This is a genomic window from Streptomyces cinnamoneus (genome assembly GCF_014650495.1).
GTDB lineage: Bacteria > Actinomycetota > Actinomycetes > Streptomycetales > Streptomycetaceae > Streptomyces > Streptomyces cinnamoneus.
Window position 1 is genome coordinate 99,900 of the sequence record NZ_BMVB01000002.1, and the last position, 14,669, is coordinate 114,568.

General features: G+C 74.0%; 13 protein-coding genes, 1 tRNA gene and 1 pseudogene. 12 read left to right on the top strand and 3 right to left on the bottom strand.

The genetic code is table 11. The features are described from left to right. Positions 1 to 74 precede the first annotated feature (74 nt). Entirely contained in the window at positions 75 to 2,147 is a 2,073-nt protein-coding gene (locus tag IE182_RS02990; protein ID WP_229844535.1) for a M6 family metalloprotease domain-containing protein, read from the bottom strand. A 489-nt stretch (positions 2,148 to 2,636) separates the two neighbouring features. On the opposite strand from IE182_RS02990, the gene IE182_RS02995 reads away from it, so the two are divergent. The 3 genes from IE182_RS02995 (at position 2,637) to IE182_RS03005 (ending at position 4,386) form a co-directional block, all read left to right on the top strand. Further along, positions 2,637 to 3,440 carry a putative protein N(5)-glutamine methyltransferase gene (locus IE182_RS02995; protein ID WP_190108045.1) on the top strand — a complete coding sequence of 268 codons (804 nt, stop codon included), beginning with the start codon at positions 2,637 to 2,639 and terminating at the stop codon, positions 3,438 to 3,440. Between the two features lie 81 nt (positions 3,441 to 3,521). Next, the gene (locus tag IE182_RS03000) at positions 3,522 to 4,121 is read left to right on the top strand and encodes an HhH-GPD-type base excision DNA repair protein (protein ID WP_190108046.1); all 600 of its coding nucleotides are present in this window, start codon (positions 3,522 to 3,524) and stop codon (positions 4,119 to 4,121) included. Positions 4,122 to 4,179: 58 nt separating this feature from the next. Further along, a complete protein-coding gene (locus IE182_RS03005) occupies positions 4,180 to 4,386 on the top strand; it encodes a DUF5988 family protein (protein ID WP_190108047.1) in 207 nt (68 codons plus the stop codon). Positions 4,387 to 4,402: 16 nt separating this feature from the next. Here the strand turns inward: IE182_RS03005 and IE182_RS31770 are convergent. Continuing rightward, positions 4,403 to 4,746: pseudogene (locus tag IE182_RS31770) on the bottom strand (helicase HerA-like domain-containing protein); the annotation flags it as partial. Between the two features lie 130 nt (positions 4,747 to 4,876). Between IE182_RS31770 and IE182_RS03015 the strand changes: the two are divergent. Together IE182_RS03015 and IE182_RS03020 are read left to right on the top strand one after the other, a co-directional pair. Next, positions 4,877 to 5,173 carry a type II toxin-antitoxin system VapB family antitoxin gene (locus IE182_RS03015; RefSeq protein ID WP_004929488.1) on the top strand — a complete coding sequence of 99 codons (297 nt, stop codon included), beginning with the start codon at positions 4,877 to 4,879 and terminating at the stop codon, positions 5,171 to 5,173. Positions 5,174 to 5,259: 86 nt separating this feature from the next. Next, positions 5,260 to 5,919 (top strand): LytR C-terminal domain-containing protein, encoded by a 660-nt coding sequence (locus tag IE182_RS03020; protein WP_190108048.1) that lies wholly within the window; start codon positions 5,260 to 5,262, stop codon positions 5,917 to 5,919. Between the two features lie 54 nt (positions 5,920 to 5,973). On the opposite strand, the gene upp is transcribed toward IE182_RS03020, so the two are convergent. After that, a complete protein-coding gene (upp, locus tag IE182_RS03025) occupies positions 5,974 to 6,609 on the bottom strand; it encodes a uracil phosphoribosyltransferase (RefSeq protein WP_190108049.1) in 636 nt (211 codons plus the stop codon). Positions 6,610 to 6,778: 169 nt separating this feature from the next. On the opposite strand from upp, the gene IE182_RS03030 reads away from it, so the two are divergent. The 7 genes from IE182_RS03030 to IE182_RS03060 all read left to right on the top strand — a co-directional run bounded on the left by IE182_RS03030 (position 6,779) and on the right by IE182_RS03060 (position 14,603). Further along, the gene (locus IE182_RS03030; protein WP_190108050.1) at positions 6,779 to 7,111 is read left to right on the top strand and encodes a hypothetical protein; all 333 of its coding nucleotides are present in this window, start codon (positions 6,779 to 6,781) and stop codon (positions 7,109 to 7,111) included. A gap of 186 nt (positions 7,112 to 7,297) precedes the next feature. After that, positions 7,298 to 7,819, top strand: coding sequence for a tRNA adenosine deaminase-associated protein (locus tag IE182_RS03035; protein WP_190108362.1), 522 nt, complete (start codon positions 7,298 to 7,300; stop codon positions 7,817 to 7,819). A 127-nt stretch (positions 7,820 to 7,946) separates the two neighbouring features. After that, positions 7,947 to 8,375, top strand: coding sequence for a tRNA adenosine(34) deaminase TadA (gene tadA / locus IE182_RS03040; RefSeq protein WP_190108363.1), 429 nt, complete (start codon positions 7,947 to 7,949; stop codon positions 8,373 to 8,375). 69 nt (positions 8,376 to 8,444) lie between these two features. Continuing rightward, positions 8,445 to 8,531, top strand: a tRNA-Ser gene (locus IE182_RS03045). A 336-nt stretch (positions 8,532 to 8,867) separates the two neighbouring features. Next, positions 8,868 to 10,247 carry a family 2B encapsulin nanocompartment shell protein gene (locus tag IE182_RS03050; protein WP_190108051.1) on the top strand — a complete coding sequence of 460 codons (1,380 nt, stop codon included), beginning with the start codon at positions 8,868 to 8,870 and terminating at the stop codon, positions 10,245 to 10,247. After that, positions 10,234 to 11,541, top strand: a complete 1,308-nt coding sequence (locus IE182_RS03055; RefSeq protein WP_190108052.1) for a cysteine desulfurase — start codon at positions 10,234 to 10,236, stop codon at positions 11,539 to 11,541. Before IE182_RS03050 ends, IE182_RS03055 begins: the two co-directional genes overlap by 14 nt. 104 nt (positions 11,542 to 11,645) lie before the next feature. Beyond that, the gene (locus IE182_RS03060) at positions 11,646 to 14,603 is read left to right on the top strand and encodes an AfsR/SARP family transcriptional regulator (protein WP_190108053.1); all 2,958 of its coding nucleotides are present in this window, start codon (positions 11,646 to 11,648) and stop codon (positions 14,601 to 14,603) included. Positions 14,604 to 14,669: the final 66 nt, after the last annotated feature.

The window sequence follows — 14,669 nt, forward strand, 5'->3', positions numbered from 1 at the left end:
GGCCGGGCCCGCGGGCCGGGGCCGGCGGCCGGCCACACGAGCAGCCGGCGCGGGTTGTCCGGCTGCCGTGCGCGCTACTTCTTCACCGTGCACGTCGCCTTCGCCGTCCTGGCCGGGTCGCTCTCCGAGCGGGCCGTCAGGGTGACCTTGCCGGTGCGGGCGGCATCCCGTCCGGCGGTGACCGCCACGTCCACAGAGACGGTGCCGCCGGCCGTTGCCGTCGTGAGGCGGTTGGGGAGCCAGGCGGACCAGCCCGGGGTGTCGGCCGTGGCCGAGAGGCGGTAGACGTCGGAGGAGGCGGAGGGGGCACCGCCGGGGGCGGGGCGGCCGGTGTTGGTCAGGGCGAAGGTGCACAGGGCCCGGCCGGTGGCCGGTGCGCCCCTGGCCTTGCCGCGGCCGAGGGCGAGCCCGCGGGGCTGCGGGCCCGCGCCGTCCAGGGACTTGACGCCCACGTCGTAGGAGAGGACCCCGGAGGCGTCGCGGCGCACGTTCAGGACGTAGAAGTGGAGCCGGTTGGCCTTGTCCTCGTACTCGTACGAGCTGCCGGAGTCGGCGCCGGCGTGGAAGAGGGCGTCGCTGAGCTGCCGGTAGTCGCCGATGGTGATCTTCTGGGGGGTGCCGTCGGGGCGGACGAAGTCGACCAGGCCGATGTCCTCGGGGTGGGCGTCGACCACCCAGGCGAACGGGGCGCGGTCCGCGTTCTTCGTCTTGGTGAGCAGGACGCCGTTGTCGGGGGTGAAGGAGTCCATGCCCATGCGGTCGACGACCTCGACGGTGTAGTTCTCGTAGCCGCCGCCGTCGCACAGGGGGTCGGTGGTGCGGTCGCAGTCCGGGGACAGGTCGCGGCCCATGGTGATGTTGACGCCGGCGAGGCCCTTCTCGCCCGGTGGCGCGGAGCGGGCGGTGATGCGGGCGACGACGAGGCCGGAGTCCTTGAGCGCGTCGCGGTCGAGCCGCAGGACGTTCTTCTCGTCGACGAGGCCGAGCTTGAGCTTGTCCCGCAGGACGTGCTGGGCGCCCATGGAGCCGCCGGCCGCGGCGGGGATCTGCCAGCGGGTGTGCGGGCCGCCGGGCCCGTTGAACGAACCGCGGGAGAGCATGCCCCAGATGCCGGTGTAGGCGCGGCTCACCGGGGTGCCGTAGGGGTTGTTGTAGTTGTCGCCTATGCCCAGGATGTGGCTGAGTTCATGGGCGAACGTCGCCATGCCGGAGCTCTCGGCCTGGGTGGACGAGCCGTTCACCGCGTTGGGCCAGATGCGGGCGGCCGCCTGCCAGGACGTCCACGGCACGTAGCGGGTGCGGGCCGCGTTGCCGCCGCCCGCAAGGGGGGACGGCGGGCCCCAGGCGGCCGGCACGTCCTGGGCGCTCGTGAACTTCATCTGCCCGAACTCCTGCCAGGCGGACGACTCGTCGACCCCTGCGGTGAGGTAGAAGACGAAGTCGAACTTCCCGGCCTGGCCGGCCCCCACGTCGGCGACCCAGGCCCGCTTGCCGTCGGCGCGGATGTCCTTGCCGCAGCTGTCGCCGACCGGGCAGGCGCCGGGGTTCATGCCCGGCTCGATGCCGTACTGGTACGACTTCCACGGCATGCGGTACACGCCGAACGCCGTCAGGTCGACGCCCATGCGGCCGCCGGAGTCCTCCATCCAGTACTCGTTGATCGTGTGGCCGTGGTTGAGGGCGCCCGGCTTGTTGAGGAAGTCGCGGTAGAAGCGGGGCAGTTGGTCGCGCGGGACGTTGGAGGCGGCGGGCAGGGGGTTGCCGAAGCGGCCGGAGCCGGGCGGCTTGCTGACGGAGAACTCCTCGTCGGGGTAGTCCAGCAGCACCAGCGCGCCCTTGAACGTGCGCTGCGTGGGCTTGACGTCGGGATCGGCCCAGTGGGTCCCGGGGACCGGACGGTACTCGGCCCAGGTCATGTCGTCGGGGTTGCGCCAGTGCTGCGGGTCGATGGGCTGCACGAGGGGCGGCCGCGGGCGGCGGCCGGCGTCGGGTGCGGCCCCTGCGGTGCCGGCGGCGGCGAGGGCGGCCAGGACGCCGAGGAACGCGGCGACGAGGGCGCCGCGCCGCCGGGCCCGGCGCAACCGGCCGCCCCTACGGGCGCGACTGCCGCAGGCGGAGCCGCCGGGGCGGAAAAGGCTGGGGAACAAGACTCACCTCTTGTCGAAACTCTGCACGAGGACATGGCAAGCCGTTCAGTGGGACGGGAGGTGCCCACCGCGCTCAAGGTAAGCCGGGGGGAGAAGTGACGCCAGAGCGCCTGCGTGACATTCGCGCGGCCGTCGGCCACTCGTGCGGCCACTCGTGCGGCCACTCATGTCCGCGTCACCGTCCGCCGGTTGGCGCGACGCCGCGCCCCTCGCCCGGGACGACGAAGTCGCACCCGTGGGCGAGGATCACCGGCGGATCACCGGCATCGTGCCCGCACCGCTCACGACCTGGCCTCCGGCAGCCCCCGTACGCCTTGATCGACACTGGGCGGCTTCGGGTAGGGTGACGCCCTCGGCAGTTCGACGACTCAAGGAGGTGGGACCCATTACCGCTGCAGCAGGTCGGGTGCTCCCCTCCTACGTCCGCAACGCCGACCCGGCGTAGGTGGCCGCGGGAGCCCCACATCGGCTTCCCGAAAGGTCCTTTCCGTGCCGGTCTTCTCTTCTTCCCGTCTCCGCTCCGCCCTCGTCACCCGGCTGCGCGCCTCCGGCTGCGTCTTCGCCGAGGACGAGGCGCGCCTGCTCCTCTCCGCGGCCCGCACCCCGGCCGAACTCGCCGTCATGGTCGGGCGGCGGGTGGCCGGGCTCCCCCTGGAACACGTCGTCGGCTGGGCCGAGTTCTGCGGCCTGCGCATAGCCGTCGGCCCCGGCGTCTTCGTCCCCCGGCGCCGCACCGAGTTCCTGGCCCGTCAGGCCACCGACCTGGCCCGCCGGGTGCCCGCCGGGCGGGGTGCGGTGGTCGTCGACCTGTGCTGCGGCTCCGGCGCGGTGGGCGCCGCGCTCGCGGCGGCCGTGCGGGGCGTGGAGCTGCACGCCGCCGACATCGACCCCGCCGCGGTGCGCTGCGCCCGCCGCAACATCACCGGCCCCGGCACACACGTCCACGAGGGCGACCTGTACGCACCGCTGCCCGCCGCCCTGCGGGGCCGCGTCGACGTGCTCGTCGCCAATGCGCCGTACGTGCCCACCGACGCCATCGGGCTGCTGCCCCCGGAAGCGCGCGACCACGAGCCGCAGGTGGCGCTCGACGGTGGCACCGACGGGCTCGCCGTCCAGCGGCGCGTGACGGATGCGGCCCGCCACTGGCTGGCGCCCGGCGGCCACCTGCTGATCGAGACGAGCGAGCGGCAGGCGCCGGAGACCGCCGCGGCGTTCACCCGCAACGGGCTGACCGCGCGGGTGGCCGCCTGCGACGAACTGGACGCCACGGTCGTCATCGGCACCATGCCCTGACCGCCCGGCCCGTCCGGACCGCCCCGCCCGGCCCGCGGCCGGGCGCGTGCGCCGGCGGGCGGCCGGGGAGATCATCGGTCCATGGACCGCTCTCTCCGGCTCGCCCAGCAGCCCGACGCCGACGCCCTGCTGTCGCGCAGCCCCCTGGCCGCCCTGACCGGGATGCTGCTGGACCAGCAGGTCCCGATGGAGTGGGCCTTCACCGGCCCGTACACGGTCGCCACGCGCCTGGGCCGCGACGACCTCGACGCGCACGAGATCGCGGCGTACGACCCCGAGGCGTTCGTGACGCTGTTCTCGGAGAAGCCGGCCGTGCACCGCTACCCGGGCTCCATGGCCAAGCGGGTGCAGCAGTTGTGCCAGTACCTGGTGGAGCACTACGACGGCGACGCGAGCGCGGTGTGGAGCGATGCCGCGGACGGCAGGGAACTGCTGGAACGGCTCAACGCGCTGCCCGGGTTCGGCCGGCAGAAGGCGCAGATCTTCCTGGCGCTGCTGGGCAAGCAGTTCGGGGTGCGGCCCCCGGGCTGGCGCGAGGCGGCCGGCCCGTACGGGGAGGAGGGCTCGCACCGGTCGGTGGCCGACATCACCGGGCCCGAGTCCCTGGAGCAGGTCCGCGCGTACAAGCAGAAGATGAAACAAGAGGCCAAGAAGGCCGGCGCGAAGCCCGGCAAGGCATGACGCCGTCGCGCGGCGCGTCGCCGGGCCGTGGCCGCCGGGGCCCGGAAGACTGGGCTCCATGACCAGACCAGCCAAAGCCTTCCTGGAGGGCGGTCCGGACGAGCTGCCCGAGCGCGTCGTCCCGATCACGCCGCCCGGGGTCGAGCTGAAGATCCGGTTCCGCAGCGGGTACGAGCACTTCAAGGCCACCCCGCGGCATCAGGACACGGCGGAGGGCAGGCTGCCCGTCTACGAGTGGTGGGAGCACACCGAGATCGCGGAGTAGCGGCGGGCCCGCGCGCTCAGCGGCGGCGCCGGCGCGTCGTGCCGAAGAGCGAGCGGGCGATCTCGCGGCCGATCCGGGTGCCGACCGAGCGGGCCAGTGACGTGACCAGGCCGCTGCCCACCACCTGCTCGACGAGTGAGGGCTCGGGCTTCTCCCGGCCGGCCGAGGGCCGTTCGGGCGCCGGTTCCTGTCCGGGGGCGGGGGCCGCCGCGCCCCGGTCCGGGTCGGCTTCTCGTATGCCGATTCTCTGTCCACAGCCTGTGCGTAACGTTCGTGGAGCCCGACGCCCGGCGCACAGATGCCCGAGACGTCGCCCTTGACGTCGGCCAGGAAGACGGGAACGCCCTGGGCGGACAGTTGTCCCGGGTCCACGGGGGAAGGATTGTGGCGCGTGGGTCCCATGCTTCACTCCCGGTATGCGGCTGATTGTCACCTTCGCACCACCGCGCCATGGCTGCGCTCGGAGCCGCGGGCCCGGTAGGCTTTCCGTGTGATCTTCAAGCGCATCGGAAACGGGCGGCCGTACCCCGACCACGGCAGGGAAAGCACCCGCCAGTGGGCGGACGTTGCCCCTCGCCCGGTACGCCTGGACCAGTTGGTGACCACGAAGCAGCAGCTCGACCTGGAGACGCTGCTCGCGGAGGACTCGACGTTCTACGGCGACCTCTTCGCCCACGTCGTGAAGTGGCGCGGCGACCTCTACCTGGAGGACGGCCTGCACCGCGCGGTGCGCGCCGCGCTCCAGCAGCGCCAGGTGCTGCACGCCCGCGTCCTCGAACTGGACTGACCCCTGTTGACCCTTTTGGGTTGGGGTCTGCGCAACCCATTGATCATCTAGTAGGCAGCGGCTCCCCCCAGCACTACGCTGCGCCCATGAGCATGCTCACCCCTCCCGGCATGGGTGGTAAGTACCGCATCACGGGCAAACGGATCCCGCACATGCGTCGCCCTCCGAACCGCCGCAGGATCGTGCTCGGCGCCGTCGCCACGGTTGCCGTGTTCGGGCTGGCCGGGTGGGGGACGGTCCAGCTCGTCGAGGTGTTCACCGGCGGCACGGGCGAGCACCACCCGTCGGCGGCGCAGAAGAAGGACGGCAACTGCAAGGGCGCCGGCGACGCGCGCGCCGCCCGGCGTGCCGCGCCCGTGCCCAAGCCCGGCGACATCACCGTCAACGTCTACAACGCCACCCCGCGCGGCGGGCTCGCCAAGATCACGGCGGACGAGCTGGAACGCCGCGGCTTCCGCATCGGCAGGGTGGGCAACGCCGAGGAGGACTTCGACAAGAAGGTCGACGGCACGGGCGTGCTGCTGGGCCCGCGCGAGGCCCTCGACGGGGCCATGAAGGTGCTGGGCACCCAGCTGGCGGGCACCGAGGCCAAGACCGACGACCGGGAGGGTCAGGACATCGACCTCGTCCTCGGCACGGCGTACGCGGCGCTGACGCCGAAGGAGCAGGCCGACAAGGCCCTGGCCGCGCTCACGGACCCGCCCCGGCAGCAGCCCTCGCCGTCCGCGTCCGCGACGGCCTGCTGACAGCCGTCGGGCCCGCACGCAGCGGCGTACGGGCCCGAGGAGGCAAGGGGTCGGTCAGCCGGCGGTGCCGTACATGCGGTCGCCCGCGTCGCCGAGGCCCGGGACGATGTAGCCGTGCTCGTTGAGCCGCTCGTCCACGGAGGCGGTCACGACCGTCACCGGCGCGCCCTCCAGCTCGCGCTGCATGACCTCGACGCCCTCGGGCGCCGCCAGCAGGCAGATCGCGGTGACGTCGTCCGCGCCGCGGGCGATGAGCTCGTTGATCGCGGCGACGAGCGTGCCGCCCGTGGCGAGCATCGGGTCCAGGACGTACACCTGGCGGCCCGAGAGGTCGTCGGGCATGCGCGTCGCGTACGTCTCCGCCTTGAGGGTCTCCTCGTTGCGGATCATGCCCAGGAAGCCGACCTCGGCCGTGGGCAGCAGCCGGACCATGCCGTCGAGCATGCCGAGGCCGGCGCGCAGGATCGGCACCACCAGGGGGCGGGGGTGGGACAGCTTGACGCCGGTGGTCGCCGTGACCGGGGACTCGATGTCCACCTGCTCGGTGCGCACATCGCGCGTGGCCTCGTAGGCGAGCAGGGTGACCAGCTCGTCGCACAGGCGCCGGAAGGTGGGGGAGTCGGTGCGCTTGTCGCGCAGGGTGGTGAGCTTGTGCGCCACCAGGGGGTGGTCGACGACGTGGATCCGCATGACATCGACATTAACCGAGCTTCACGCCCCGAGCTCCCGCCCGGTCTCCCCCAAGGGTTCACAGAGAGTCTGTCGCCGCCCTGGCATCAAACCACCACGTAGGGGGAAAGTGGGCACGTACGCCCGGTCTGTCGCCGGGCGAGGACCTCGGCACGAGGTGGTGCTGCCCATGGCCGGCCATGACAGGCGGGCGCCCAAAACGGCTGCCCGGACGCCCCGCGAGGGCGCGGACACCTGGAAAACCACGGAATCCGACGAGCGCCGCAGACGGGCGGAGCCCGGCAGACGGCAGGAGCCGCGCCGCTCCGAGCGGCCCCAGCAACCGCGTGAGCCCGCCCGGGCGGAAGCGGAGCCGGAGAGCGCCGAGGAGCGCCGGCGCAGGCGGGCGCAGTTCCTCCGTGAGCTGAACGAGGCCAAGGAACTACGGGAGCGTGTGCAGCCGCGGAGGGCCCGGGCGGCCCGAATGCGCCAGCAGATGCGGATGCGGACGTTCCGTTGGTGAGCGGCGCCCCCGCGCCACGCCCGGTGGCAAGGCCGTCCGCACCCCGCGTGAGCGACATCTCTTCGGACTGCTGCACGACGCAGCGCGGAAGACCTCTCGCAACGCCCAGGTTTCTGCCACGATTCCGAGTGGGCGGGGTGGTCCCCGTCCGACCCGGCACCGCCTATGACCAGTGGGAGAGTCACGGTGTACTTCGCCGCATTGCTCGCGCGCACCGACGACGGGTGGGAAGCGAGCGACACAGAACTCGACAACGTGGAAACCCTGACCGATCTCGCCGACCTCGCCCGTGACCGCTCGGTGGACGACGACACGGTCCTGGCCCTCATCGAGCAGGAGGACAGCTGGTTCGCCATCGTCCGGGTGGACGGCGAGGACGACCCCCGCGTCTACGTCTCGGACGCCGCCGCCGCGAGCCGCAGCTCCTACGGGGCGATGCTCGTCGACGAGCTGACCGGCCGCGACGAGGACGACGGCGAGCTGGACAGCCTCGACCTCGACGGCACCGAGGACGGCGAGCCCGAGGACGACGGGGACGACTCGGACGGGGATGCCGACGGACCGGTCCGGCACGGGCCGCTGGGGGACGACGCGCTCCTCGCCGACCTCGGGGTGAGCGGCAAGGAGCTGCAGGCCCTGGACGGGGACGCACTCAGCACCATCGCCGACGTCCTCGGCTGCACGGACGTCCTGGAGGCCGTCCGCTGACGTGCTCCCGGCCGGGTTCGCCCACACTGGTGCCATGAACGAAGCCGTCCACGCCCATGGGGGTGCCGCCCACGCCGTCCGGGCCGCGGGGGAGAACGACCCCGTACGGGATCCCTGGCGCCCCGCCATGCGGGCTGCTTTGGAGGAGGCCGTACAGGCCCCCGGCACCGGCGACGTGCCGGTGGGGGCCGTCGTGCTGGCCCCGGACGGCTCCGTCATAGGCCGGGGCCGCAACGAGCGGGAGGCCACCGGCGACCCCACCGGCCACGCGGAGGTCCTCGCCATCCGCGAGGCGGCGCGGGCCGTCGGCGAATGGCGCCTGTCGGGCTGCACGCTGGTCGTCACGCTGGAGCCGTGCACGATGTGCGCGGGCGCGATCGTCCTCTCCCGCCTGGAGCGGGTCGTCTACGGCGCCGTCGACGAGAAGGCCGGCGCGGCCGGCTCGCTCTGGGACGTCATCCGCGACCGCCGGCTCAACCACCGCCCCGAGGTCGTCGCCGGCGTCCTGGCCGAGGAGTGCGCCGGGCTCCTCACCCGCTTCTTCCGCGCCCCATGAGCAGCGTCACACCGCTGCGGGCCGGAACCGATTTCGGACCACGGCCCACCGTCCGCTAAGCTCTCTCTCGGTAGCGTGTCCGAGCGGCCTAAGGAGCACGCCTCGAAAGCGTGTGTGGGGGCAACTCCACCGTGGGTTCAAATCCCACCGCTACCGCTTCAAAGGAACCGCCCTCGATCTCCGGATCAAGGGCGGTTCCGTGCGTTTCCGGGGCACGGCAGGGACCGAATCCGGCCGAGTCGCGGTCCGGACCAAGCGGCCGCCGCCCGGACGGCGACGACGGGACCCGCCGGCGCCGCACACCAGGCCCACATGTCAGGGGCACCCGCGGCACGTTGCTTGATTCCCGTACGGAATCCGCCGGTCACCATGTGGATCATTTCTGGACGCACGGCCGCAGCGGGCACCTTGCCGCCACCTCCGACCGAACGGACGATCGGTCCTCGTTCCCCCGCACGGGCCCTCCGTGCAGGGCCTTTCGAGGAGGACCCCATGAACGACCGGCTCAGCCTCGGTCCCGATGCCGCACGGCAGTTGGCCACCACGACCAAGACCACCCCGCAGATGCGCGGCATCACACCGCGGTACCTGCTGCGCGCGCTGCCCTGGGTGGACGTCGAGTCCGGCGTCTACCGGGTCAACCGACGCCGGACGTTCGTCCTCGGCGACGACCGGATCAGCTGCTACGGCGACAACGGCACCCACCGCGTCGTGCCGGAGGACCTGCGCGAATTACCGTTCCTGCGCGAGGCCGACGAAGCCCTGCTCGCCGAGCTCGCAGGGGCCTTCACCGAGGTGCCGTTCGAGGCCGGGCAGGTCATCGCCGACGAGGGCGGCGCCTGCGACAGGCTCTGGGTGATCGTCGTCGGGCGCGCCGAGAAGCGGGTGACCGGGCGGTACGGCGAGGACGCGCTGCTGGACGTCATCGGGGACGGGCAGTTCTTCTGCGCGGACTCCTGGGCCCGATGTCAGCCCCTGCCGTTCCGGGTCAAGGCGCTCACCTCCGGTCTCGCCCTGACCGCCCCGCGCGAGGCGCTGACCGCCCTGGCCTGCCGCGACGAGGGCCTGCGCGCCGTGCTCGACGCGTACGCCGCCGGCGACGGACCCGTCCCGGGCGCCGAGGTGCCGGTGGAGCTGGCCGGCGGGCACGTCGGCGAACCGGACCTGCCCGGGACGTACGTCGAGTACGAGGACACGCCGCGCGAGTACCACATGAGCCTGGCGCAGACCGTGCTGCGCGTGCACACGCGCGTCTCCGACCTCTACAACGCGCCGATGGACCAGACCCGGGTGCAGGCGGACCTCACCATCCAGGCGCTGCGCGAGCGCCAGGAGGCCCTGATGCTCAACCACCCGGAGTTCGGGCTCTTCCACAACGTCGCCCCCGGCCAGCGCGTCCAGGCGCGCACGGGCGCGCCCACGCCGGACGACCTCGACGAGATGCTCTCCCGGGTCTGGAAGCAGCCCGGCTTCTTCGTCGCGCACCCCAGGGCCATCGCCGCGTTCGGGCGCGAGTGCACGCGCCGGGGCGTGCCGCCGGTGGTGGACACCCGGTTCGGCAGCCCCCTGATCACCTGGCGCGGGGTGCCGATCCTGCCCTCCGACAAGGTGCGGTGCACCGGGGCGGGCGGCGGGCTCACCGAGATCCTGCTGATGCGGGTGGGCGAGGCCGAGCAGGGCGTCATCGGGCTGCGCCCGGCGGGCGTGCCCGACGAGGTGGAGCCGGGCCTGTCCATGCGCAACATGGGCACGGACCACAAGGCCATCACCTCGTACCTGCTGACGGCCTACTTCAACGCCGCCGTGCTCGTGGAGGACGCCGTCGCCGTCCTCCAGAACGTCGAGGTGTCCACCTACCATGACTATTCCTGACGTCCGGGCGCACGAGGGCGTGGCGTACGCGCCGGCGCAGCCGGCCCGGCCCGCGACGACACCGCCGCGCGACGGCAGCGGCTTCGACCCCGAGACCGCCCGCCGCGACATCCCGGTCCTGCACCGCACGGTCAACGGCCACCCGCTGGTCTGGCTCGACAACGGCGCCACGACCCAGAAGCCGCGCCAGGTCATCGAGGCCCTCACCGCCTACTACGGCGCCGCCAACTCCAACATCCACCGCGGTGCGCACACGATGGCCCGCGAGGCCACCGAGACCTACGAAGGGGGACGCGCGGCGGTCGCCCGGCTGCTGGGCGCCGCCTCCCCCGACAGCATCGTCTTCACCCGCGGCACGACCGAGGCCATCAACCTCGTGGCCCAGACCTGGGGACGCGCCAACCTCGGCCCGGGGGACGAGATCCTGGTCCCGATGCTGGAGCACCACTCGAACATCGTGCCCTGGCAGATGCTCGCCAAGGAGAAGCGCGCCCGGCTCGTCCCCGTCCCGCTGCTGGCCGACGGGAGCATCGACCAGGAGGCGTTCGCCCATCTGCTCTCCTTCCGCACCCAACTCGTCGCCGTCAGCCAGGCGTCGAACGTGCTGGGCACCGTCCCGCCGGTGCGGGAGATGACGGCGCTGGCCCACCGGTACGGCGCGAGGGTGCTGGTCGACGGGGCGCAGGCGGTGGCGCACTTCCCCGTGGACGTCCAGGAGCTGGACGCGGACTTCTACGTGTTCTCCGGGCACAAGCTGTTCGCTCCCACCGGCATCGGCGCGCTCTACGGCAAGCCGGAGGTGCTGGCCGGCATGCCGCCGTGGCAGGGCGGCGGAAACATGATCGACCAGGTGGACTTCACGGGCAGTACGTACGCGCCCGTGCCGCACCGCTTCGAGGCCGGCACCGGGCACATCTCCGGGGTCGCCGGCCTGCTGGCCGCGATCGACTGGCTCACCGGCTTCGACCGCGAGGCCGTCGCCGCGTACGAGAAGGGGCTGCTGGCCTACGCCGAACAGGCCATGGCCGCGGTCCCCGGGCTGCGCATCCTCGGTTCGGCGCCCGAACGGATCGCGGTGCTCACCTTCACCCTGGCGGGTCACGACCCGGCGGAGATCGCCCACTGGCTCGACCAGGAAGGCATCGCCGTGCGCGCCGGGCACCACTGCGCCCAGCCCTCGCTGCGCCACTACGGCGTGGAGAGCGCGGCACGCGCCTCGCTCGCGCTCTACAACACGGCGCAGGAGGTGGACCGGCTCGTGGCCTCCCTGCTGCGCCTGCAGGAACGGTCCTGACGCGCGGCCGTCCGGACCCGGGCCGCACCGCCGTGTTCCCGGTGCGGTCCGACCGTGCGGCGGTATTGTTCATATCAGCTCTGAAATGACCGGAATGGGCTGACATGGACAGTACGCACGGCGACGAGCTCCTTCGCTTCCATGTGCTCGGTCCCGTGCGGGCCGAGCGGGGCGGCAAGCCGCTGGCGCTCGGCCCACCACAGCAACGGGCGACGCTGGCGATCCTGCTGCTGCGCGGCGGACGGCCCCTCACCACGGCCGAACTCGTCGACGGCCTCTGGGGCGACGCCCCGCCGCGCAGCGCGGCGGACACCGTGCAGACGTACCTCGACGGGCTGCGCGCCGAACTCGAACCCGGGTACCAGCCCGGCGACCCCGCCCGGCTCCTGGTCACCACCGACGACGGCCACGCCTCCCGCCTGCCGGCCACAGCCCTCGACGCCGCGGTGTTCGAGGAGAAACTGACGGCCGGTCTGGCCGCCCGGGACGCCGGTGACCTCGCCGGCGCGCACGAACGGCTCAGCGCCGGCCTGGCCCTGTGGGACGGCACCCCGCTGGCCACCCTCCCCGGCCCCTGCGCCGAGCACGAGCGCGAACGCCTCACCGAGCTGGGCTCCATCGCGCGCGAGGAGCTGTTCGGCTGCGCGCTCGCGCTCGGCCGGGACACCGACGTGGTGGCCGGCCTGCGGGCCCTGGTCGCCGAACACCCGCTGCGCGAACGGTCCCGGGCCCTGCTCATGCTGGCCCTGCACCGCGCCGGCCGGCAGGCCGAGGCGCTGGCGGTGTTCGCCGACGCACGGCGCCTGCTCGCCGGCGGGCCCGGCCCCGAGCTCACCCGGATGCACGAACGGGTCCTGGCCGGTGACGCCGCCCTGCGCCCCCCGCACGAAACGCCCCCCGCCGTCAGTGCCCCCGCCCCGGCGGTGACCGACCGGCTGCCGCCGGACGTCCCCGGCTTCACCGGGCGCGAGGCGCTCACCGCCGAGGTGCGCGCCGCCCTCACCGCCGACGGCGGGCGGGGCGTGGCCGTCGCCGTGCTGAGCGGTCCCGGCGGCGCCGGCAAGAGCACGCTGGCCGTCCACGTCGCCCGCGCCGTGCGGGCCTCCTACCCCGGCGGCCGCTTCCACCTCGACCTGCGCGGCTCCGGCCCCGCACCCCTGACGGGCGACGCCGCCCTGGCCGGGCTGCTGGGCGAACTCGGCGTCGCCGACGGCGCCCTGCCGGACGGGACGGACCGGAGGGCCGCCCTCTACCGCTCCCTGGTCGCCGACCGCCGCATGCTGCTGCTCCTCGACGACGCCCGGGACGCCGGACAGGTGCTCCCGCTCCTGCCCACCGCCCCCGGCAGCGCGGTGCTCGTCACCGGCCGCCCGGAGACGATCGACCTGCCGGGCGCCCGGCAGGTGCGCGTGGAGGCGATGGAGGAGAAGGAGGCCCTCGCGATGCTGACAGCGGCCGCAGGCCCGGCCGGGGCCGGGACGGCCGCCACGTCGGCCCGCGACGTCGCGGCCTCCTGCGGGCGGCTGCCGCTCCCCCTGCGGATCGCCGGGGCCCGCCTGAACGACGCCTCCTGGACGCCCGCCGACCTCGCCGCCCGGCTCCACGACGAGCGGCACCGCCTCGACGCGCTCCACCCCGGCGACCCCGGCGCCACGGCCGCCGAATCCGCCTTCCGCGTCGCCTACGACGCCCTCGGACCCGACGCCGCCCGTGCCGTCCGCCTCCTGGCCCTGCCCGACACCACCGGCCTCGACGCCCTGGAGGCCGCCGCCGTCCTCGACGCCCCCGACGAGGCCGCCGCCGGGGCCCTGACCGCCGAACTCGCCGCCGCCGGGCTGCTGCAGCCCCTCGGCCACGGCCGGTACCGCTGCCACGACCTGCTGAAGCGGTGCGCCCGGCAGCAGAGCGAACGCACCGACAGCCCGCCCGTCCGGGACGCGGCCCTGCTGCGCCTGCTCGACCACCACCTCGCCACCGCCGTCACCGCCCTGCGCCGCACCCGCCCCGACGGCCTCGCCCCCCGCCACCTGCGCCACAGCCTCGCCACCACCGGCCTCCCCCTGGCCGGCACGGCCGCCGCCCGCGCCTGGCTGCAGGACGCCCATCAGCACCTGCTCGACACCGTCCGGCAGGTGCTCGCCCTGGACGTCCCCGGGTCCCTGGTCCCCGCCGTGGACCTGCTGACCGTCTGGTCCCGCCTCACCCACGGCACCGCTCGCCGCCAGGACCTCCGGGCACCCGCCCGGGAGGCGCTCAAACGGGCCCGGCAGCACGCGGACGACGCAAGTGCCGCCCGCATCCTGCGCCTGCTGGCCGCACCCGGCTTCGGCCCCGACACCTACGAGCGCGCCGAACGCGACCTGCGCGCCTCCCTGCGCCTCGCCGGGGCCGCCGACGACGCCTACGCGCTCACCGCGGCCTCCCACGACCTGGGCGTCGTCCTGCTGGCTCTGGGCCGGCCCGACGAGGCCCTGCCCCTGCTCGTACGGGCCGAGGAGGACTTCCGCTCCGAGGGTGCGACGAGCAGCGCGCTCGAAGCGCAGGCGCACGCGGCCCGCGCGTACATCGCCGTGCGCCGCACGGACGAGGCGCTGACCGCCATCAACGAAGCGATCGACCGCGCCCGCCAACTGGGCCACGGCCCGACCCTGACCCTCGTCCTGTACGAGGCCGGCCACGTCCTCCTGCGCGCCGACCGGTCGGCGGCCGCCGGCGACCGGCTGCGGGAGGCCCTGGCCGGCGTCGGGGACGAGCCCCGCCGGGAGGCGCTGCTCTGGACGCGCCTGGCCGAGTGCCGGCTGGAACGGCGGCAGCACCGCGAGGCCGTCACGGCCGCCGAGCGCGCCCTGGCCATCGAGGCCGGGCTCGGGGACGCGTACTGCCGCGGCGCCGCCCTGGCCGCGCGCGGCCGCGCCCAGCTGGCCCTCGGCGAACCACGGCTGGCGCTGGGCTCCTTGCGCGAGGCGTACGAGGTGCTGAGGCGGCGCGGTGCCGCGGAGGCGACGGCGGTGGAGCGGGTGCTGGACGAGGAGTTCCCCCACCACCGGCTTCCGGACGCCTGAGCAGCCGTCACCGCCGCGCGGACGGCACCCCGCCCCGGAAGCGACCGCATAAAACGGCACCCGCAC